This is a genomic window from Marivirga arenosa (genome assembly GCF_030503875.2).
Taxonomy (GTDB): Bacteria; Bacteroidota; Bacteroidia; order Cytophagales; family Cyclobacteriaceae; genus Marivirga; species Marivirga arenosa.
On record NZ_CP129968.2, the window covers coordinates 2,816,711 to 2,839,545 of the forward strand.

Sequence of the window (22,835 nt, forward strand, 5' to 3'; positions counted from 1 at the left end):
ATTAATTTGAATCGGGGCGGTAGATTTCAAACTCTACCCTCCTATTCAATCTACGGTCATCATCAGTTTGTTCATCTGAAACTACTGGTTTACTATTTCCAAAACCTTCAGCAACCACTCTACTAGGATCAATTGGGTGTAACAAAATAATATAATCACGAATTGCGTCTGCTCTTTCTTGTGACAAAGACTTATTCCTAATCTCATCACCAGATGAATCGGTATGACCTGAAATTTTCAGTTTAAATTCAGGATAGTCCAGAAGAAAATCTACCACTTTATCCAAATCAAAATACATATCTGGCCTTAGTTTTGCAGAGTTCTCCTCAAATTCAATGGATTTGAATCTGATTTTACTGGACATTGGATCAATGTTTTTATTCATAACCGTATCACCCGAAAGGAAAAACATTTCTTCAATTCTAAATAATTCATCAGATTGCACTACCATCACATAATTAGCATTATTGATTAGATTGAATTCAAAACTCCCATCTTCTCTTGTAAACTTAGGTGCTATCTCAATTCCATTTTCGATATCGACTATTGAAACTATACCTCTGAAGGGTTTTCCTTTTACCGTATCCGTTACAACACCACTAACTTTTGTATTCGCTCCCGGTTGAGCTTCCATTGGTAACGGGAAAGAAAATAAATCTAAATTGTGGCTTCTCATCGAGGAAGAACCAGCATAAAACAAATCTTCAGATTCAGAATCTATTGTGAAATAATATTCATCTCCTTCGGTATTGATTAATGGTCCTATATTTTGGGGTTCATCCCATAAAAACATTTTAGAATTAGATTTATATATGTCAAAACCTCCAAAATTTAACAAATGTCCGTTTGAGCTAAAATATAGTATCTGATGTCTAGGGTGTATAAAAGGACTCACTTCATTCCCTCTGGTATTCACTACTGGACCTAAATTTTTTGCAGCAGACCATTGCCCGTCTTCATTTTTAACTGAAAAATAAATGTCTGACAAGCCAAAGCCACCAATTCTGTCGGATGCGAAAAATAAGGTGTCACCTGTAATAGAAAGTGATGGATGAGAATCCCAGGCTTTAGAATTTAAATTGGCTCCTAGATTCACTGCCTTACTCCAAGTGCTATCTTCTTGCAGATGTGTTTCATATAAATCACAATTACCAAAGCCATCATATGATCCGCAGCGTGCAAATATTATTTCATTTCCTTCAGCATTTAATGCTGCTGAGCCTTCATTATTCCTACTGTTTATACCTCTAATCGGGACTGCATCCTGCCACATGCCATCTATCTGAACAGAAACATATAAATCCTCATTAGAATTATTTGATAGTAAGCTGCCGCTAATACTTCTTTTAGATGTGAATATGATGGTTTTATTATCCAGAGTAAGAGCAGGTGCATAATCAGCCATATTGGAATTGATCTGCTTTCCCATACTTAATAAAATTCCTCTTGGCGGTACTAATGTGTCAATAGATTTTCTAAAATCTACCAATTCATAATAATAATCTATCGGCACGTAATCATCAGTTTGCTCAAGCTTAACTGAATCAAGAAATATTTCCATCTGGCGAAGATCAATTTTGCTTTGATGATGCTTCAATGCCAATCGGTATAGACTTTTAGCTTTTTCAAGATCACCATAAAGTTCTTCCATCTTAGCCAATTGCCATATTAAACGAGTATCTTTATAGAAATTTTCAATGGCAAATTGCTGAACATAATCCTCTAACAATTCCTTGAATTTTTCCCAGTTTTTAGATTGCTGGGTCCGGTTTATTTTCTCAAGTTCATTTTCATCTTGATAATAATTGAATTGATTTACATTAGGGAAATAGAAAGGAAATAATTCCTCTGCCTCCTTTTTTGATAATTCAACCTGAGGATTAAATTGAGCCTGAATATCGATAGAAAACAGGATCAGAATAATTAAAAATAATTTATTAAGATATTGATTCAAGACAAATTGATAGTTTTACGGTAAATATGTCAGTTTTTCAAACTTTAATATCCGAAAAATGTCTGAATTACCATTTAATTAAAACCAAAATTAGGTATAATTTTATTGGCATAACAATTGAATTAGTCAAGAACCCCATTTAAAGGGACAAATAAGGGATTTCAAATGCCAAATTGGCTGAAATATTAATGATATATATGGATTCAATATTAAAGCATACACAAGCGCTTTCTGAGATAAATGATGATGAAACTGGTGAATTAATACAACTCATATCTACTGATGAAGAAAATAGTATGAGAGAAGATGATTTACCAGATCAACTTCCAATTTTACCAATAAGAAATACAGTTTTATTTCCTGGTGTAGTTATACCTATTACGGTTGGCCGACAAAAATCAATTAAGTTAGTTAAAAAGGCTTATAAGGGAGATAGAATTATAGGAGTAGTTGCTCAATCAAATAGCAAAGTTGAAGATCCTGGAAAGGATGACATTTACAATATTGGTACAGTAGCTAGAATATTGAAAATGATTGTATTACCAGATGGGAATACAACCATTATCATTCAGGGTAAGCAGAAATTTAAAGTAAAGGATGTGGTACAGGAGGACCCATTCTTAATTGCCACATATGAAGAATTGAATGACGAGGAATTAGATCCTAAATTAAAATCTAATAAGGCAGTTATTCAATCTTTAAAAGATGCTGCCAGCAAAATAATGAAGCTCAATCCGGAAATTCCTCAAGAAGCACAAGTTGCGCTTGATAATATTGAAAATCCGAATTTCCTAACTCACTTTTTATCTTCAAACATAAATTCTGAGGTAGCTGATAAGCAAAAATTGCTGGAGAAAACCAATGCTAAAGAACGAGCTACTTTGTTATTGGAATTCATGCTTAAGGATATCCAGATGCTGGAATTAAAAAATGAAATCCATAAAAAGGTTCATACTGACATTGACCAGCAACAAAGAGATTACTTCTTGAGGCAACAAATCAGAGTGTTACAAGATGAATTAGGTCAAGACAGTCCTGATCAAGAGTTGGACAACTTAAGACAAAAAGCGAAAGATAAAAATTGGCCTTCAGAAGTCCAAAAACACTTTGATAAAGAAATAGATAAGATTTCTAGAATCAACCCACAAGCCGCTGAATATCCAGTAGCTATGAATTATGTTGAGCTTCTTCTAGAATTACCATGGGGAGAAGTTACTAAGGATAATTTTGATTTAAAAAGAGCCAAGAAAATTCTAGACCGCGATCACTACGGACTAGAAAAAGTGAAAGAAAGAATAATAGAATATCTTGCCGTTCTAAAATTAAAGCAAGATATGAAAGCTCCTATCCTATGTCTATACGGACCTCCAGGTGTTGGTAAAACTTCCTTAGGAAAATCAATTTCTGATGCACTAGGAAGAAAATATGTTCGCATGTCTTTAGGTGGCGTTCATGATGAAGCTGAAATCCGTGGACATAGAAAAACTTACGTAGGTGCAATGCCCGGTAAAATCATCCAAAACATGAAAAAAGCCGGTAAATCAAATCCTGTTTATATTTTAGATGAAATTGATAAGGTTAATTCTGATTTCAGAGGCGATCCATCCTCAGCTTTACTTGAGGTATTAGATCCTGAGCAGAATGAAACTTTCCAAGATAATTATCTTGAAGTAGAATACGATTTATCTAATGTGCTATTTATAGCTACTGCTAACTCCCTAGACACCATTCAGCCAGCTTTAAGAGACAGAATGGAAATCATTGAAGTAACTGGCTATACACTTGAGGAAAAGGTTGAAATTGCTAAAAAGCATTTAATTCCTAAGCAAAAGAAAGAGCATGGGCTTAAAGCAAAGGATGTTACTTTTAGTAAAAAAGCAATTGCTAAAATCATAGAAGATTACACTAGAGAATCAGGGGTAAGAGGCTTAGAAAGAACAATTGGAAAGGTGATTCGAAATATCGCTAAATCAATTGCTATGGAAGAAGAATACAATAGCAAGATTGAGTCAGAAGATATTGTAAAAATATTAGGTGCTGAAGTATTTGAAAAGGAAACTTATCAGGATAATGAGACTGCTGGATTAGTTACTGGTTTAGCCTGGACTTCAGTAGGTGGTGAAATACTCTTTATTGAATCTAGTCTGAGTAGAGGGAAAGGTAAATTAACCTTATCAGGTCAATTAGGAGATGTGATGAAAGAGTCTGCTATGACTGCCCTATCCTACCTAAGATCACATGCTGATGAATTAGGTATTCATCATAAAATCTTTGATAATTACGATTTACATATTCACGTACCAGCAGGTGCTGTTCCTAAAGATGGGCCTTCAGCTGGTATCGCAATGATTACTTCTTTGGCTTCAATTTATACTCAACGAAAAGTGAAATCGAAGCTGGCTATGACAGGTGAAATTACTTTAAGAGGAAAAGTATTACCGATTGGTGGACTGAAAGAGAAAATATTAGCGGCAAGAAGAGCCGGTATCAAAGATGTAATTCTTTGTAAACGTAACAAAAAAGATATTGAGGAGATCGACTCAAGGTATATCAAAGGCTTAAACATTCACTTTGTAGATCAGGTGAATGAAGTATTAGAGATTGCACTATTGAAAGAGAAAATCAAAAATCCAATCAATTTTGTAATCCCAGATGAGGACGATAAAAAAACTGTGCCTGCTAATTCCATATGAGGTTCCAAAAGGTCATACTGAGCCTTTTGGTTTGCATGCTTGCCTCCCAAACTGCTTTTGCGCAGATTGGGGGCTTACGGACTTTTGAATTTTTAGAGTTACCTAATCACGCACGAGTTGCAGGTTTGGGTACAGTTAATGTTAGTTCTAATGCAGGAGATGTCAATATGGTTTGGCAAAATCCAGCATTATTAAATGCTGATATGGGAGGCCAAGTATCCTTTAACTTCATTCCTTTTTATGCTGATATTTATAACAGTCAGCTTACCTATGCACAAAATTTTGAAAACGCTGGAATTTTCAGTTTAGGAGTAAATTATTTAAGCTATGGTAGTTTTAAAGGTTTTGATAATACAGGAGCTTCAACTAACGATTTTACAGCTGCTAATTATGCCATTCAAATAAGTCATTCGAGAACAGATGGTGCTTTTCAATATGGGGCCAATGTGAAATTTGTTATGAGTCAGATAAGTGGATTTAATCAATCTGCTATTCTTACTGACTTTGGCGGTGCCTTTATTCATCCTGAAAAAGACTTATCGATAGGATTGGTTATAAAAAACATTGGTTTTTATACCAATAAATATGAAAATGAAGACAGAAGTTTACCATTTGATGTACAATTAGGGAGTACATTCAAACCTGAGTTCATGCCTTTCCGTTTCTCTTTAACACTTAATAGACTTTATCAATATGATCTAAGTTATTTTGATAATAGTTTAATTCCTGAAGATGATAGCAATGTATTTACAGATATTAGTAACAATCCACCTAATACATTTGATAAAATTTTTCAGCATGTGACAATTGGAACTGAATTAATCTTAGGTGAAAACATTAATCTTAGAGCTGGCTATAATCATTTAATCAGACAATCATTAAAAGCTGAACAAGTTGGAGGAGCAGGGGGTTTTACCTTTGGGTTTTTTGTACATACAAAGAATTTTAATATAGCATATTCTAGTGCGATATATCAAGCGGGTAGTTTTGCTCACTTTATTACTTTGGGAAGTAATTTGAAAAATATAGTAAAGAAAAAATCATGAATAATAAATTATTTTTGACACCAAAAGAGATCGTCTCAGAGCTCGATAAATATATAATCGGACAAAATGATGCAAAGCGTAATGTTGCCATTGCTTTGCGTAATAGATGGAGACGTATGAATACACCTGAGGATATTCAAGGTGAGATTGTACCGAATAATATCTTAATGATTGGAGCTACTGGTGTTGGTAAAACAGAAATTGCCAGAAGATTGGCTAAGATAGCGGATGCTCCTTTCACTAAAGTGGAAGCTTCTAAATTCACTGAAGTAGGTTACGTTGGACGTGACGTTGAAAGTATGGTTCGTGACTTAGTAGAACAATCGGTAAATCTAGTGAAAGCTTCTAAAAAAGAGGAAGTGAAAAATAAGGCTGCTGATATTGTTGAAGATATCATTCTGGATGCCTTGATCCCACCTATGAAGTCTAACAGTCAGCGTCCGATTAGCACAACTGCTGATAATCAAGTACCGGACAATGATTATGAACTGAATCAAAAAACTAGAGAGAGATTCAGAGAAAAATTACGTAATGGAGAATTAGAAGATCGTAAAATTGATATCAATGTAAAAACCCCTGCAAATAATGGAATGGGCATGATTGGTGGTGGCATGATGGATGAAGCATCTATGATCAACTTGCAAGACATGCTTAGTAACATGATGCCTAAGAAGAATAAAAAACGTAAGGTTACGATTGAGGAGGCTAGAAAGCTATTAATTGAGGAAGAAGTTTCCAAATTGATTGATATGGATGAAGTGAAGGAAGAGGCAATTCAAAAGGCAGAGAATACAGGTATGATCTTCATCGATGAAATTGACAAAATTGCCAAAGGAAGCAGTAATTCGAGCGGTGGTGATGTAAGTAGAGAAGGGGTACAAAGAGATTTACTTCCAATTGTAGAAGGAAGTGCTGTCAATACTAAGTATGGTATTATCCATACCGATCATATTTTATTTCTAGCTGCAGGGGCATTTCATGTAAGCAAACCATCTGATTTAATTCCAGAATTACAAGGAAGATTCCCAATCAGAGTGGAATTAGATAGCTTAACGAAAGCTGATTTCCTTAGAATATTAAAAGAACCTAAAAACTCATTAACAAAACAATATACTGCTCTGCTTAAAGCAGAAGAAGTTGATTTAACATTCGATGATGATGCCTTAGAGGAATTAGCTGAAATCGCTTTTAGAGTAAATTCAGAAGTTGAAAATATTGGTGCAAGAAGACTTCAAACTGTAATGAGTAAACTTCTTAATGAATTACTTTTTGACATTCCTGACAAAATCGGTGCAAATGCTAAAGTGGTAATCACTAAACAAATGGTGGGTGAAAAATTAGACGGCTTAGTAAAAGACAAAGATCTAAGTCAATATATACTTTAACCTAAATTTCAATGAAGAATAAAGCTTGTCATTCTTAACAGGATGTCAGGCTTTTTTTTATGGAATACGGCAGAACTAAATTTCTATAAATAAATCTCATTTATTTATTCATCAATGCTTATTCGTAGTAATTTAGATCAAATCTACCTTCAGTGACTTCTACTGTATCACAATCACTAAACACTATAAATTCAAAAGTACCAGCAACTATTTTATTTATTGAATCAATTTTTAAAATTTCTAAATAGCCAGAATTAGAATCTGTTTTCAAATTACAATTATCTTCCATAGAAACTGAGGCAAAACTTTTTTCGGTCTCTTGCTGATAGAACTGTATTGATTTATCTTGATTAAAAATATCTCTTAATGTAAATTCTAATGATTGAGATTTAGGTTCATACAATGCTTTAATATGCATATCTATACCTCGATTTAGAAATGCTTCCAATATATTCCCACCACTATTCAAATATCGATCATCAGGCAACCATACTTCACCATTTATCTTGCATCCAAACGTTCCATTCCCTTCTTCTGTAACAGGTGGTAATTCGGGCTCTGGATCAAATAGCAATTCACAAGAAGTAATAAATATCAATGCTGTTAGAATTATGAATAGATTTTTCATAAAGTAAAGTTTAACAAAAATTAAGTAAACAACTATACTTTCAACATAAAAAGTATCCTTCCGTATCAATAGTTTTATATTAGATTAAAAGAAAGAAAGAAAGATGAATAAATCACTTTTTATCATAACAGGTGCTAGCAAAGGAATTGGAAATGGTTTAGCCAATAAAGCTTTGGAATCTGGAGCTTCTGTTTGGGGAATTAGTAGAAGTCATTCAATATCTGATGAAAACTATAAAGCTATTTCAATAGACCTTTCCAATTTAGATGAATTGAAAAATGAATTACCCAATCTTTTCAATGATGCGAAGGGATATGACAAGGTAGTTTTAATTAATAACGCTGGAACATTAGGAGACATCAAACATTTAGGAAGTATTGAAAACGATAGCATACCTCAACTTTTCAATTTAAATGTAAGTGCACCTCTCCTACTGATGAATCAGTTTATGCATGATTTAAAAGATCATGAAGGAGAAAAAATAATCATTAATATAAGCTCAGGAGCTGGTAAAAATGCCGTAGATGGTTGGTCAGGATATTGTGCCTCCAAAGCTGCTTTAGATATGGCTTCAAAAGTAGCGGCTAAAGAAGCTGAATTAGATGGAAATGGCTTTATCATTAAAGCTATCGCCCCTGGTGTTGTGGATACAGAAATGCAAACACAGATCCGAAATGCGGATGAAAAGTCCTTCAGCGGAATAGATAGATTTAAAAATCTAAAAGCTGACAATGCTTTAAGTAGCGAGAAAGAAGTAGCTGAAAAATATTTTTATTACCTGGAAAACATAAATCAGTATCCAGATGTAATCTTAGATGTGAGAGATGTATAAAATAAAAAAGGTAGAGTTTTAACTCTACCTTAATTGATACCCTAATATCTTTAGAGACATCTATTGTTAACTAAAATTTTAATAATAGTCCTCCAGTTCTGATAAATTCATTCAAATGGATTATATTAAACTTTCAGTTTAATATGAACCCGAAAAGAAAAAAACTATACCGCGCACTTCTAATTATAGCTATTACCATAGCAGTGGGAATTATTGCAAATAATTACCTTAGGAAACAAGGAAATAAGATTTCAGGTGAGTATTTAAAAGAGCTGGTTAAAAAAGAAAGCAAAGGCTTATATCAATTAGAATTTGAGGAAATTGACCTCAATATTTTCCTTAAAACAGTTACGATTAGAAATTTAGAACTCTATGCTACACCAGAGAATAGAGAGGATACAATTAATGCTAAAAATTTATATGAAGCAGTAGTAGATGAAGTCAGTATTTCATTAGAATCTGTTTTTCGGATTTATACGGATAAAGAACTAGTAGTGGATGGCATAGAAGTCATTAATCCATTGGTTTATATGACCAAAATTAATCCTGAAAAACAACCGTTGAAATTTGGACGCGAAACAGGAGAACTATATGATGTAATTTCCCAATACTTGAATCTATTACAAATCAACTATTTGAAGGTTAAAAGTGGGACGATCGACCACTTTCCTAGCAAATTCAGATTGAAATCAATTGATTTTGCTGTTGAAAACTTTGTAGTAGCGGACAAAAAAAAACAGAAAAGGAAAAAGATATTCTACTCAGAAGCCATCAACTTAGGGGTCAATCAGCAATCGATTCTATTACCGGATAGTATTCATCAATTAAGTTTTGATGGCTTTGAATTATCCACAAGAGATTCAATACTTTATTTCAATAATTTTAGAATTAATGCTCGAGATAAAATAAATTCAAAAGAAGTATTTCAAGACCAAAATCAAAATATTTATGATATCGAAATCCCAACACTTGAATTACGCGGAATTAATTATCTAAAAGCTTATGAAGATAATTTTTTAATCGTTGACCAGGTTAATATTCCTCAACCGAATATCAAAATAAAATCTGTTTTAAAATCAAAAAAAGACAGTACTCCCCAGGCTCAAAATAGTATTGGAGCTTCATTACTTGCACTTTTCGATTTAATAAAGATTAATGATTTAAGAATTCAAAGAGGAGGTCTAGACTTAACACTTAAAGGAGATAACAAACAAAGCTTTTTATCAAATAATATAAGCATTGAGTTATTTAATATCTCTCTTGATTCTACTCAGCGAGACATTCAAAATATTTTAAATTATTTTAAGGATGCTGAAATTGAAATAAACGATTACGATTATTTATTACCAGATAATCTACATGAAATAAAATTCGAAAAGCTTAAGTTCAAGACCTTGGATTCAACTTTGAATGTCAAAAACCTTCGAATTAAACCCTCTAGAAATTTAGATGACAGCACATTAACTCAATTTAATTTAAATTTACCCTCTTTAGAAATGAAAGGAGTGGCTCAAAACCAGATTTATGAAAATGAAATTATTGATTTAGATTTTCTAAAATTAATTAATGGAACCATCAATATTACCCCTCCATACTTTAGAAATAGTGATGAAAAAAAAGCTGTCATCACAGCAAATGGTTTGTATGGAATATTAGGTCAATACTTTAAGTACATCAATATTGATGATTTTTCTATTGTTAATTCAAACCTAGGGGTCGGCAACTTTTTAACAGGAGAACAAATCAATTTAAATTCTGAATCTTTAAAAATTGATTCTACATTAAACTCTTGGCATCAGATTTCAAATAATACTCGTATTGATGGTAAGTTGCTTAATTATGATTTCGAAGGCAATTCATTATTAATTAAAAACTTCGCCTCTAGTAAAAATCTGCATAATATTAAACTAGATGAATTAGACCTTATTTATCAAAATGAAGATAATAAAGTCAATTCAGGTTTAATTGAATTTTCAGGCATTCAATTGGATAGCATTATAAATTATGGAATTGTACAAATTGATAGCATTAAACTTGATAAAGTTGATATTAGATTAAATCCTGAAAGTATTCGTAATAAAAAACACAAATCAGCAACTAACTGGAAATTCTCAGAAAAACCCATTAATGTCTCATTAAGTGACTCAAAGTTAAAATATAGGCAATCTGGTAATGACCTTAGTGTTCAAAATTTCAATTTAGAATTGAATTACCTGAATGATATTGAAATTATTGAGGCTCAATTTTTAAATACAAAATTCAATAACAAACAATTATACCACCAATTAAGTGCTCAAAATATCAGTTTAGCTAAGCATAGTAATAATCTTGATATAAAGAATGTAGAAATTGAGCCCAATCAATTTTCTAAAAACCTTAAACTCAAATTGGATATTCCTTCAATAAGGTTATCAAATATTAATAAGCAAGGTTTATTTAAAAGCAAATTATTGGAGGCGGATAGTTTAATTGGAGAAATAAGTAATCTAAACCTTCACTATATTAAAGAACTGAATAAGTTAAAGTCTAAAAATCTTGATTCCGCAAATTTTAATGTTGCCTTTAAAAGTATCCTTTTTGATATAGATAAAACTGATATTAATATTCAAAATGATGAGAAAATTAATCTAATTAAAACTCAGAAATCCGTTATTACACTTACGAATTTTACCCTCCTCAAAAAGCAGAATGCAAATCTATTTAATGCTGAGAATTTCACTTTTGATAACGACAAGCTCTACTTTTTAAGTCCTAAAAAGGATAGCCTGATCGTAAATAACTTCTATTATGAAAGCTTTAATGAAGAAGGAAATATAGATGGGATCGAATACATAGAAGAAAATAAAAACACTCAACTAACTTTCAATGATATCATTCTAAAAGGAGCTGATTTTTATAATCTTTTGGAAGAAAATCAAATCAAGATTGATGAGATTAGTAGCGGACGAACCGATTTAAAAATTGAAATTGATGGAGAAGCTAAAAACTCTTTACCTACAGAAATAAAACTACCCTTCGAATCTGTAAACATAAAAAAATCGAACACCAGAAATATTAACGTTAAAATTTATGATAAAAAGAAAGAGCGAAATTACTATGTAAGAAAAGCGGACTTATTTATTAATGGTATAAAAACGGATTCTATAATCCATACAAACCAAATACATAAATATGTAAACTCCTTTATATTCATGGGTAAAAATTATAAAGAAAACTTTTCTCATTATACCGTAACTGCTAATGATTATTCTTTTAAATATCCAGAGTCGAATTTTGAAGCAAACAATATAAAACTAAGATCAAAATATTCCAGATTTGATTATAGCCAGCATATTGAATATCAAAACGACTGGTTTAAACTCGATATCGATCAACTAAAACTTAATAAAGTAAAAATTGACAGTATCTTGAAAGATCAAAAATATATGGTCGATAAACTGTCAGTAGTAAATGGTGACTTCATTGTTTTTAGAGATCTGAACGTACCTCATAATAGAGATAGAAGAGTTCCTATGCCTCAAAAAATATTATCTGAATTACAATTCGCTTTTAAGGTAGATACCGTTTTTGTTAATTCTGATATCAAAATCCATATAGTACCAAAGGATGCAAGCGGAATAGGAACTATGAGTATTTTCATTGATAGTGGTCATATATATAATATGAGAACTCATCATTTCAATAGTAATGAGGTTATGCATCTTACAGCTAAAGGGAAACTAAATAATAAAGCTAATTTTAATACAAAAGTTGATTTCCCTATACCTTCCACTAAGAGTGATTTCCATTTCATTGGTAATATAGGGAACCTGAATCTAACTGCTTTAAATGATATGTTAATTCCGTTAGGGGCAATTGAAGTTAGATCAGGCTACAATGAAGAAGTTAATATAAATTTCAAGGGAAATGATGATTATGCTGAAGGAAAAATGGAATTTAGATATAACAACCTTAAAATTGATATTCTGGATCGACAGACTTATCAATCGAAAGGTTTCGGGAATAACTTAAAGACAATTTTTGCAAATAGCTTTATAGTAAGTACAAGAAATCCAAGATGGTTTAAATTGCAAGAAGGTAATATTTTCTTCGAACGAATAAAAAGTAGATCGATTTTTAACCTTTGGGCAAAAGCTCTTCTAAGTGGTGCAGTTAGTAGTATCGGGATTAAGAAAAGTAAAGAAGAGGCAAAGGCTTATTATAAAGAAAATAAGGAAGAAATTGATGAGTAATCGCACCATGGCTCCTCTGTTTATTATACTGTGAACCTTCGATTTTCATCATATTGAAGTTTTTGGAGATTAGTTTATTTTTGATAATTTTAAGAACAATAACTCATTAGATTATTAATCTAAAGGGTACCTCTGAAAAGTAGCTTCAGCTACAAAACTATCAACCAATGAGATTATCCAAAGAACAATCCTCCATCATCCAATCAAATAGCAATATAAAAATCAATGCGGTGGCCGGTTCAGGAAAAACCACTACCCTAATTGCATATGCTGAAAGCAGACCCAAAAATAGTAGAATCCTTTATTTAGCTTTTAATAAATCAGTGAAGCTTGAAGCAGCTAAAAGATTTAAATCAAAAAAGCTTTATAATGTGGATGTACAAACTGCGCATTCATTGGCCTTTAAGCATGTTGTTATTGGTAAAAATTTTGAGATCAATAGTAATGGATATAAAAATCATGAAGTCGCAGATATTCTGAATATTCAAATCAAAAGTGAGCCATTGGCTGAAATGATTATTGCCAATCACATTAGCAAATTCACTGCATACTTTTGCAATAGTAGCGCTTCAAAAGTGGAAGAACTAAATTATGAAGATACAATTTCAGATAAAAAAGCATTAGCTTTTGTGAAAGGAAATTATTCATACATCAAAAAGAAAACTAGAGAGTTCTTAGCTAAAATGAATAAGGGAGAAATACCAATCACCCATGACTTCTACCTTAAGAAATTTCAACTTCAAAACCCTCTGTTGGATTATGATTACATACTCTTTGACGAGGGGCAAGATGCCTCCCCAGCCATGCTTGATGTATTCCTAAAACAAAGGGTAATTAAAGTGATTGTAGGTGACACTCATCAACAAATCTATTCCTGGCGCTATGCTGTTAATTCTTTAGAAATGGTCGATTTTAAGCCTTATAAGCTTTCTATCAGTTTTCGATTTAATGAAAAAATAGCTCATTTGGCACAAGCAATAGTAGAAAGGAAAAAACTCCTGCAAACAACTCTAAAATTTCAAATAAAAGGAAAGGGCAATCCATCACAAGGACAACAAAAAGCGGTAATAGCTCGCACCAACCTAGGACTGTTGACCAAGGCCATCGACTACATATCCGAAAAGGAAAATTTGGCCGACATTTATTTCGAAGGCAATATCAATTCCTACACCTATGCTGATGACGGCACCTCATTATATGATGTATTGAATCTCTATGAGGGTAAAAGGAAATTCATCAGAGATCCTTTAATTAAAAAAATGAAGGGACTAGAGGATTTGGAAGAATATATAGAAAAAACAGAAGATATGCAGTTGGGCATGATGGTGGAATTAGTTAAGGAATATGGAAATGAAATTCCAAAATACATCAAGCAACTGAAGGAAAAACATCTTGAAAATGAAGATCGTGATAAAGCACACATCATTTTCTCCACCGTGCACAGGTGCAAAGGAATGGAATATGACGCTGTTCAGCTAGTCAATGATTTTTTAACGGAAGAGAAATTAAGGAAATTGGTACAACAAAAAGATTTGCCTGAGCTGATCAAACAAAAGCTAAATGAAGAAATCAATTTGCTATATGTTGCGATTACCAGAACCCAAAACAAACTCTATATAGAAGAAGATTTACTCCCTGAAAACTGGACGAAAAATGGCCAAATCATACTACTGAGACGTAAAGAGGAAAAAGAAAATACTTCAATTAAAGATTTGAAATTAAATAGTTTTGAAGAAAAGGCTTTTGATATGGGCGAGATTAGAAAAACGCATAAATCTGCCTACACACCTTGGACTGACGAATTGGATCGGGAATTAAAATTTATGTTTGAAGAAGGATTGAGTACTAAAGATTTGGCAAATCATTTTGGCAGAACCAAAGGGGCTATCAGAGCAAGGATTAAGAAATTATACTCCTTTGAGGATTCATGAAGCACAGCTAATTCAAATAATTAATCCTTAATTTCTTTCAAAATATTACAGATGAATACAGTTTAATATTCGATGAATAGCTATTTTTCTTCTTTTTGTCAATCTTTACTTCAAATTAATAAAAATGAAAAAGCTAGTACTACTCTTTTTATCTATACCATTCCTTTCCTTTAGTCAAAATGAGGAGATATTATATCAATTAGTGGAGCTCAATGATGAGGTAAACTCTCGATATCATGAAAGTGCTCCACTAGTAACACCTGATAATCAGCGTCTATATTTCAGTATATCTAATCATCCTGAGAATAATGGCGGACGAGAAAATTCTCAAGACATATGGTATTCAGATAAGAAACCTGATGGGACTTGGGGAAAGGCAGTTCATATGGATTCCCCTTTTAATAAAAGGCAATTCAATCAGGTTCTTACCATTTTAGATGATGGAAATACTTTATTTATAAGAGGTGGGAATCGAAGAAAGGAAAAAGGTTTTTCAATCGTAACTAGAGATGATAAAGGATGGAATAATCCGGAAGAATTACCAATTGAGGGATATGAGGAAATGAGTAATGGCCGTTTTTCGGGTGCTGTAATTAGCCAAGATAGAAGTGCAATTGTTATTTACATGAATGAACGATCAGGGAAAAATTACAGTGACTTATACATAAGTAAAAGAAAAAGTGATGGGACTTATTCAAGACCCATCATGATAAAATCTCTAAGTACTTATAAAGATGAATTTGGCCCCTATTTAACCGAAGATGATAAGGTTATGTATTATGCCAGTAATAGAGAAGGCTCAATTGGAGATGTAGATGTTTGGAGAGTTCGAAGATTAGATGATAGCTGGTTAAAATGGAGCGAACCTGAAAATATTGGACCTCCAATTAATACAGACGGTTTTGATTCTTACTTTTCAGTGGATGCTACTGGAAATAATGCTTTTACCACAAGAACCTATGTAAGTGCCGATGGTAGTAATATGAATATTTATGGATTAGTACCCAAAGCTAAAATAACGGTTAAAGGGAAAATATTAGATAAAGAAACTCAAAAACCATTGTCACTTTATCTTACAGCACAGGCAGAGGAATCTAAACCCATTAATGTAGAAGTGAAATCAGATGGTAAATATTCCTTTACAACATATAATAATAAGCCATTTTCATTTATTGCCGCTAAAATTGGATATGAACAGCTTGATGAATCTTTAGATCTTTCAGATATTAAACAGGATACTGTTATCGAAAAAGATTTTATCCTTACCCCCGTAAAAGCCAAAGTCAGATTAAGCGGTTTTATAACAGATTCAAAGACACTAAATCCTGTAAACGCAAGAGTTTACGTCTTAAAAGATAATTTTAAAGATTCTGCCAGAACTGCCTTTCAAAATGGAGGATATGGTATGGAGCTAAATGGAGCTGGGAAATATGAAATCAAAGTGCTTTCAGACGATTATGATAATATAATTGAAAAATTTAGTGTAGAAGTTCCTGAAGGTACTTATGAATTTGAGGTGAGAAAAGATTATGAGATGGTTCGCACTATTAGACCTTATATAGTTTCAGGTGTAGTGTTAGATGAAAAAACAAAAGAACCGCTAATAGCTGAATTAAGTTTTGAAATGGAGGATTCAATAATAAATGAAATTTCCAGCAATGCCGATGGAACCTTTCAAGTCAAAATCCCAAGCGCGGGAGATTTAATTATAAGAGGTAAAAAGGTCAATTATCTAAACCTGGAAAGCGAACTTAATATTAGCGATAATCAAGATTTCTTAGAATACAGCACAACACTTGAGATGGCTCCTATAGAAGTCGGTAAAACTGTAATCATCGATAATATTTACTTCAATTTTGACAAAACTACATTGAAAGAAAGCTCTTTTCCGGAGTTAGATAGATTAACTGATTTAATGAAACAAAACCCTGGAATAAAAATTGAAATTATTGGTCATACTGACAATAAAGGAAGTGATGAATATAATCTTCAATTAAGTGAGGGAAGAGCTCAATCTGTAATGCAATATTTATTGGAGCAAGATATTGCTCAAGATAGAATGACAGCAAAAGGATTGGGAGAAACACAACCCATAAGCTCTAATGATACTGAAACTGGTAGAGCCGAAAACAGAAGAGTCGAATTTACGATTACAGCAAAATAAAAAAAGCCTGATAGGATTACTATCAGGCTTAACATTAAAATTTCTAAATTATTTCAATTCGTATTTCTTAATCATCTCTTTTATCCTATTGGATAGATTATCAGATGCGGGTAATAATGGCATACGCACATAATTGTCACAAACCCCTTTTAATTTTAAAGCCTCTTTTGCTCCTATGGGGTTGCTTTCTTCATACATTAAAGGATTGATTGGCAAAAGCTTAAATAAGCTTTCATTAGATTTAGCAAAATCACCTTTCAATGCATTTTGAATCATTTCAGCAAATACTTCTGGAAAAGGATTGGCTAGTACTGAAATCACACCCACCGCACCCAGAGTAATCATTGCATTGGTTAATAGATCATCTCCAGAAATAAGTAAAAACTCTTCAGGCTTATTAGCCATTATTTCCATGCACTGACCTAAATCACCAGAAGCTTCTTTAATTCCAATAATGTTTTCATGCTGAGCTAATCTTAGAGTAGTTTCAGCAGTCATATTTGAAGCCGTTCTTCCAGGTACATTATACAAGATAACTGGAACGGGTGAAGCATCTGCAATCTTTACAAAATGCTGATATATTCCTTCTTGTGAAGGTTTATTATAGTGAGGAGAAGCAGATAGAATTGCATCAACACCTGACAAATCCATTTGACCTATTAGGTCAATAACTGCTTCAGTATTATTACCTCCTGCTCCAAAAACTATTGGTAAATTCTTAGGATTATGCGTTTTTACAAATGCTAAAATTTCTTGCTTTTCTTGTAATGTTGTGGTTGCAGATTCACCGGTAGTACCCTGAACTACAAAATAATCAGCACCTTTCGCTGTATGAATTAAAAGCTTTTCTAAAGCTTCTCGATCTACCGTTAAATCTTCTTTAAATGGGGTAATTAAGGCTGGCCCCACACCTGTGAATTTTTTAGTTATTTCCTGAAATCTTTCTGACATAATGAATTATTTCTTCTGTTAAAACTTTTGTATCTCCGTTTGATTTTGGCTTAATCATTAATTCAAAAAAAGCGGCTTCATCTTCTGTTGGCTGAAAAGCACCAATTCGGGTATCAGATTTAGTGTGTACTAACAAATACTGCATGAACAAGTTTAAGGAATCATCTAAACAAAACAGATATTCAAGCTTTTGATCTAAGAAACTTTGAAAATAAGGGTTTTGAATGCTACCGAAAAAGCCAATGTCTTTATCTTCAAAGAAATCAAAATAAAATTCGAAATTCTGGGTGTCCTTAGGTTTATAAGCTAAAGTTTTGACTTCAATACCATCATTTTCTAATACCTTAATGAATTTTTTAACTGCTTCATGCTTTTTCAAATCATCAAAAGAAAAAATAACACCTACTTTCTTAAGCTTATTATAAGGATAAGCTTGGTGTAAAAATTTACTTTTCTTTTGACCTCTTTTTATCTTGTATGAAAGAATTTTATGTTTAATCACGTTTTTAGTTTTCTTTGATCAGGCTTCGGAATTCTTCTTCCGAAATAATCTGAATGCCTAACTTGTCCGCTTTTTGCTTCTTAGAAGGCCCCATATTTTCTCCAGCCACTAATATATCTACTTTTCCTGAGATAGCCGAAACTACCTTCCCACCATATTGCTTTATGACTTCTTTTATTTCATCTCTTCCGTAATGTTCAAAAACACCCGATACCACTAAAGATTTCCCTTCTAATGCACTACCTTTTTGCTCAACCTCTACTTCCTGAACTTCAAATTGTAAACCAGCATTCTTAAGCCTTTCAATCAATTCAATATTATCTGTATCTTTAAAATATTCCACCACACTTTGAGCAATTCTCTCACCTATTTCAGGAACTTCAATCAATTGCTCATAATTAGCTTTAGCTAAATTGTCGATATTTTTGAAATGAGCTGCGAGTTTTTCAGCAACAGTTTTACCAACAAACCTTATTCCTAATCCAAATAGTATATTCTCAAAAGGAATATTTTTAGAAGCTTCAATACCTTTCAAAAGGTTTCGAGTGCTCAAATCTTTAAAGCCCCCTAATTGAAAAACTTGATCATAAGTCAAATCATATAAATCCGCAATGTTTCTCACCAATCCCTTTTCATATAATAAATGGATGGTTCGCTCTCCCATTGAATCAATATCAGCAGCTTTTCTTTGAATATAATGCTCGATTGATCCTTTTATTTGAGGGGGACAGCCTTTTTTATTAGGACAATAATGTACTGCTTCTCCTTCAGCTCTTACCAATTCAGAACCACACTCAGGGCAAGTTCTGATATAATCTACTTCTTTGCTTCCTAAATCTCGTTTGCTAAGGTCAACCCCAGTAATTTTAGGAATAATCTCTCCACCTTTTTCTACATGAACGGTATCCCCAACTCTTAAATCAAGACGAGCAATTTCGTTTGCATTGTGTAAAGAAGCTCTTTTTACTGTGGTACCAGCTAATAAAACTGGCTCTAAGTTAGCCACTGGCGTTACAGCTCCAGTTCTACCTACCTGGTAGCTTATTTCTTTAAGAATTGTTGTAGCACTCTCTGCTTTGTATTTATAAGCAATTGCCCATCTTGGACTTTTTGCAGTAAAGCCCAATTCTTCTTGTTGAGCAATGCTATTTATTTTGATTACAATTCCATCTGTATCAACATTGAGAGTATGTCTTTTTTCTTCCCATTTATTAATGAAATCGAAAACTTCATTAATATTTTTGCACTTTTTATAGGTTTGGGAAACATTAAAGCCAAATTTTTCGAGTTGTTTTATTCCTTCCTCATGTGATTCAATTGGCAAATCTTCACCTGCATAAGAATAGAGATAGCAATCCAGTTTCCTTTTTGCTACAACAGCAGAATCTTGCATTTTAAGAGTGCCTGATGCCGCATTTCGTGGGTTTGCTAATAAGGCTTCCCCATTTTCTTCTCTTTCTTTATTGATCTCATTGAAACTTTCTCTAGGTAGAAAAACCTCTCCTCTAGCTTCAAAATATACAGGGTATTCTTCTCCTCTTACCTTCAACGGAATAGTTCTAATAGTACGAGCATTATTGGTAATATCATCACCTTTTGATCCATCCCCCCTGGTAACTCCACGAACCAACTTTCCATTTTCATAATGTAGACTTATCGCTACTCCATCAAATTTAAGTTCACAGAAATACTCATACTCTTCATGACCTAATCCTTTTTTTACCCTTCCATCAAAATCATCAAGTTCTTCCTTAGAATATGTATTTCCTAAAGAAAGCATAGGGATTTTATGTTCTACCGTTTCAAAATTTTTGGTTATATCCCCTCCTACTCTCTGGCTCGGTGAATCATCAGTTTTTAAATCTGGATATTCTTCTTCAAGCTTTATTAGCTCATTGAGCATCATATCAAATTCATAATCTGATATTTCAGATACACTTTCCTGATAGTATTTATAATTATAGTAATGAAGCTTATCGCTTAATTCCTTTATTTTCTCTTCAGCTGATTTTTTATCCATCTTAAATGCAAAAGCTTTAATCACAAATCTAATAATTTGAGAATTGCTTTATCTATAAATAATTTAAAAAATAATAACCGGCAATACTTATTTATATCAATTTTCAGGAATTGTGTTTTCATAGAATAACCATTCAAACTATTAAGCTTCCTTTAATGCTATTTCCTTCTTCGGTTTATTAGAATGCTTATTACATTTGGAGCTGAATCAATTCAATGATTATGAAAAAATTATTAGTACTAATATTTGTTTTAAGTTCAAGTTTAGCACTTGCTCAAAAAAATATCACTGTATCCGACATCTATGAAAAAGGCACTTTCAGACAAGAGTCTGTTTATAATGTGAACTGGATGAACGATGGAAAGTATTATTCTGCCCTGGAGGATAATAAAGTCCAAAAGATTAATGTTGAAAACGGAAAAGTTGTTGAAACTTTAGTAGACGGAAATGAGCTAGAGCCTGCATTAAATATTAGAAGTTATACATTTAGTGAGGATGAGAAGAAGTTATTATTAGCTACTGAAGTGAATTATATCTACAGAAGATCCTTTACTGCTCAATATTATGTGTATAATTTGGAGGATGAGAGCTTAACCCCTCTTTCAGAAAACCCACAGATGTTTGCTACCTTTTCGCCTGACGCCTCTAAAGTAGCTTATGTGTTTGAGAACAATATTTACATTTTTGATTTAGAAAGTGAAGAAACTACGCAAGTTACATCAGATGGAAAAATCAATGAAATCATAAATGGTGGTTCTGACTGGGTTTATGAAGAGGAATTTTACATCACCAAAACTTTCTATTGGTCACTAGATGGTAAAAAATTAGCTTATTACACTATGGATGAAAGCCATGTTAGAGAATATACGCTTCAAAAATGGAATGATGGTCAATTATACCCTGAAAATTATGTTTATAAATACCCTAAAGCGGGAGAAGATAATTCTTATGTATGGATTTCAGTTTATGATTTAGCTTCTGAAAAGAGTGTGAAAATGGATATTGGTGAAGAAAAAAACCAATATATTCCTCGAGTACAATGGACTAAAAATTCAAATCTTTTAAGTATTATCAGAATGAACAGAAGACAGAACATTCTTGAAATACTTCATGCAAATGCCAGCACAGGAGAAAGTAAAGTTGTTCTTAAAGAGGAATCTGAAACCTATGTAGCCTTAAATTATTGTGATGATTTAACCTATACAAATGATGGGAAATACTTTATTCATTCAAGTGAAATGGAAGGCTTTAAGCATCTTTATCTTTATACATTAGATGGTAAATTAGTTAGACAAATTACTGAGGGAGATTGGGAAGTAGTAAGTATAGTCGGTATTGATCAAGATAATAGTACCATCTATTATATCAGTACGGAAAATTCACCATTAGACAGATCTTTTTATTCTATCAAAATGAATGGAAAGAAAAAGCAATTGTTAGGTGAGAAAATGGGTGTTAGTCGTATTAATATGAGTAATGATTTTGAATACTACTTGAAATACTACAGCAATCCAACTACACCAAATCAAGTAAGCCTACACCAAACGAAAGGCAATAAAAAATTAGTAACCCTAAAAGACAATAAAAGCTATAAAGCAATCACTGAAGAGTTTGGCTTTGTTGAGAAAGAATATTTTACTTTCAAAACTTCAGAGGATGTGGAATTAAATGGTTATTTCTTAAAACCAGCTAATTTTGATGCTTCTAAGGAGTATCCTGTCATTGTATACCAATATAGCGGACCTGGTAGTCAGCAAGTTCAAAATGGATGGAGCGGAAGCCATTTCAATTGGCACCAAATGATGACTCAGAAAGGATATGTTATTGCCGTTATCGATCCTAGAGGAACTGGTGGAAGAGGTGAAGCTTTCAAAAAAATTACATACCGCCAATTAGGTAAGTATGAAACGAAAGATATGATTGAGGCCGGAAAATATTTAGCTAGTCTTAATTATATAGATTCTGAAAGAGTTGGAATATGGGGATGGTCATACGGTGGCTATATGGCTGGAAATGTAATTTTAGACGGGGCTGATGTTTATAATGCAGCAGTTTCAGTAGCGATGGTATCTAATTGGAGATATTATGATACTATTTATACTGAAAGATATATGGATACTCCTCAGAATAACCCTAATGGTTATGATGATAATTCACCATTAAGTAAGGTTGAAAAATTAGAAGATCCTTATTTGGTGATTCATGGTACTGGTGATGATAATGTGCATGTTCAGCATACAGTAGTTTATCAAGATGCATTATTAGAAGCTGGAAAACAATTTGATCTATTCTATTATCCTGACAGAACACATGGAATAGGTGAAAATGGCGCAAGACCACATCTTTTTAGAATGATGACTGACTGGTGGTTGGAGAACTTATAATCAATAGTAAAGTTATAATATGAATTAAAGCTCGGTTCTACCGGGCTTTTTTATTTTCTGCATACTAGAGTATCTACGAAATATCTTTCAAACACAAAAATAATCCATAATTT

The 22,835-nt window shown here is 32.6% G+C and carries 13 protein-coding genes; 8 read left to right on the forward strand and 5 right to left on the reverse strand.

Going from position 1 to position 22,835, the window contains the following annotated elements; translation table 11 throughout:
- Position 1: 1 nt before the first annotated feature.
- On the reverse strand, positions 2-1,954 hold the full coding sequence (locus QYS47_RS12190; RefSeq protein ID WP_322346451.1) for an OmpA family protein: 1,953 nt from the start codon (positions 1,952-1,954) through the stop codon (positions 2-4).
- 197 nt (positions 1,955-2,151) lie between these two features.
- On the opposite strand from QYS47_RS12190, the gene lon reads away from it, so the two are divergent.
- From lon to hslU, 3 genes are read left to right on the forward strand one after another with little or no spacing between them, the layout of a single operon-like run.
- Positions 2,152-4,647, forward strand: coding sequence for an endopeptidase La (gene lon / locus QYS47_RS12195; RefSeq protein ID WP_308356382.1), 2,496 nt, complete (start codon positions 2,152-2,154; stop codon positions 4,645-4,647).
- Positions 4,644-5,693 carry a type IX secretion system protein PorQ gene (gene porQ / locus QYS47_RS12200; protein ID WP_302124421.1) on the forward strand — a complete coding sequence of 350 codons (1,050 nt, stop codon included), beginning with the start codon at positions 4,644-4,646 and terminating at the stop codon, positions 5,691-5,693. The genes lon and porQ overlap by 4 nt, the downstream gene beginning before the upstream one ends.
- Positions 5,690-7,078 carry an ATP-dependent protease ATPase subunit HslU gene (gene hslU, locus QYS47_RS12205; RefSeq protein ID WP_322346454.1) on the forward strand — a complete coding sequence of 463 codons (1,389 nt, stop codon included), beginning with the start codon at positions 5,690-5,692 and terminating at the stop codon, positions 7,076-7,078. Before porQ ends, hslU begins: the two co-directional genes overlap by 4 nt.
- A gap of 118 nt (positions 7,079-7,196) precedes the next feature.
- Here hslU and QYS47_RS12210 read toward each other — a convergent pair whose 3' ends face one another.
- Positions 7,197-7,706: a hypothetical protein gene (locus QYS47_RS12210; RefSeq protein WP_322346456.1), complete on the reverse strand. Its 510-nt coding sequence runs from the start codon at positions 7,704-7,706 to the stop codon at positions 7,197-7,199.
- 103 nt (positions 7,707-7,809) lie between these two features.
- On the opposite strand from QYS47_RS12210, the gene QYS47_RS12215 reads away from it, so the two are divergent.
- The 4 genes from QYS47_RS12215 to QYS47_RS12230 all read left to right on the forward strand — a co-directional run bounded on the left by QYS47_RS12215 (position 7,810) and on the right by QYS47_RS12230 (position 16,865).
- The gene (locus QYS47_RS12215) at positions 7,810-8,538 is read left to right on the forward strand and encodes an SDR family NAD(P)-dependent oxidoreductase (protein ID WP_322346458.1); all 729 of its coding nucleotides are present in this window, start codon (positions 7,810-7,812) and stop codon (positions 8,536-8,538) included.
- Positions 8,539-8,681: 143 nt separating this feature from the next.
- Positions 8,682-12,770 (forward strand): hypothetical protein, encoded by a 4,089-nt coding sequence (locus QYS47_RS12220; RefSeq protein ID WP_322346460.1) that lies wholly within the window; start codon positions 8,682-8,684, stop codon positions 12,768-12,770.
- A 167-nt stretch (positions 12,771-12,937) separates the two neighbouring features.
- Positions 12,938-14,701 (forward strand): UvrD-helicase domain-containing protein, encoded by a 1,764-nt coding sequence (locus tag QYS47_RS12225; RefSeq protein WP_322346462.1) that lies wholly within the window; start codon positions 12,938-12,940, stop codon positions 14,699-14,701.
- Positions 14,702-14,825: 124 nt separating this feature from the next.
- A complete protein-coding gene (locus QYS47_RS12230) occupies positions 14,826-16,865 on the forward strand; it encodes an OmpA family protein (RefSeq protein WP_322346463.1) in 2,040 nt (679 codons plus the stop codon).
- Between the two features lie 48 nt (positions 16,866-16,913).
- On the opposite strand, the gene dapA is transcribed toward QYS47_RS12230, so the two are convergent.
- From dapA to ligA, 3 genes are read right to left on the reverse strand one after another with little or no spacing between them, the layout of a single operon-like run.
- Positions 16,914-17,816, reverse strand: coding sequence for a 4-hydroxy-tetrahydrodipicolinate synthase (gene dapA / locus QYS47_RS12235; protein ID WP_302124409.1), 903 nt, complete (start codon positions 17,814-17,816; stop codon positions 16,914-16,916).
- On the reverse strand, positions 17,788-18,318 hold the full coding sequence (locus QYS47_RS12240; RefSeq protein WP_322346464.1) for a DUF6913 domain-containing protein: 531 nt from the start codon (positions 18,316-18,318) through the stop codon (positions 17,788-17,790). Before QYS47_RS12240 ends, dapA begins: the two co-directional genes overlap by 29 nt.
- 4 nt (positions 18,319-18,322) lie before the next feature.
- Positions 18,323-20,338, reverse strand: coding sequence for an NAD-dependent DNA ligase LigA (ligA, locus tag QYS47_RS12245; protein WP_322348402.1), 2,016 nt, complete (start codon positions 20,336-20,338; stop codon positions 18,323-18,325).
- A gap of 221 nt (positions 20,339-20,559) precedes the next feature.
- On the opposite strand from ligA, the gene QYS47_RS12250 reads away from it, so the two are divergent.
- A complete protein-coding gene (locus QYS47_RS12250; protein ID WP_322346466.1) occupies positions 20,560-22,722 on the forward strand; it encodes a S9 family peptidase in 2,163 nt (720 codons plus the stop codon).
- Positions 22,723-22,835 lie beyond the last annotated feature (113 nt).

Bases quoted from the DNA above. Each gene is read 5' to 3' on its own strand.
- lon (WP_308356382.1), top strand. From the start codon at position 2,152: ATGGATTCAATATTAAAGCATACACAAGCGCTTTCTGAGATAAATGAT.
- porQ (WP_302124421.1), top strand. From the start codon at position 4,644: ATGAGGTTCCAAAAGGTCATACTGAGCCTTTTGGTTTGCATGCTTGCC.
- hslU (WP_322346454.1), top strand. From the start codon at position 5,690: ATGAATAATAAATTATTTTTGACACCAAAAGAGATCGTCTCAGAGCTC.
- QYS47_RS12210 (WP_322346456.1), bottom strand. From the start codon at position 7,706: ATGAAAAATCTATTCATAATTCTAACAGCATTGATATTTATTACTTCT.
- QYS47_RS12215 (WP_322346458.1), top strand. From the start codon at position 7,810: ATGAATAAATCACTTTTTATCATAACAGGTGCTAGCAAAGGAATTGGA.
- QYS47_RS12220 (WP_322346460.1), top strand. From the start codon at position 8,682: ATGAACCCGAAAAGAAAAAAACTATACCGCGCACTTCTAATTATAGCT.
- QYS47_RS12225 (WP_322346462.1), top strand. From the start codon at position 12,938: ATGAGATTATCCAAAGAACAATCCTCCATCATCCAATCAAATAGCAAT.
- QYS47_RS12230 (WP_322346463.1), top strand. From the start codon at position 14,826: ATGAAAAAGCTAGTACTACTCTTTTTATCTATACCATTCCTTTCCTTT.
- dapA (WP_302124409.1), bottom strand. From the start codon at position 17,816: ATGTCAGAAAGATTTCAGGAAATAACTAAAAAATTCACAGGTGTGGGG.
- ligA (WP_322348402.1), bottom strand. From the start codon at position 20,338: ATGGATAAAAAATCAGCTGAAGAGAAAATAAAGGAATTAAGCGATAAG.
- QYS47_RS12250 (WP_322346466.1), top strand. From the start codon at position 20,560: ATGAAAAAATTATTAGTACTAATATTTGTTTTAAGTTCAAGTTTAGCA.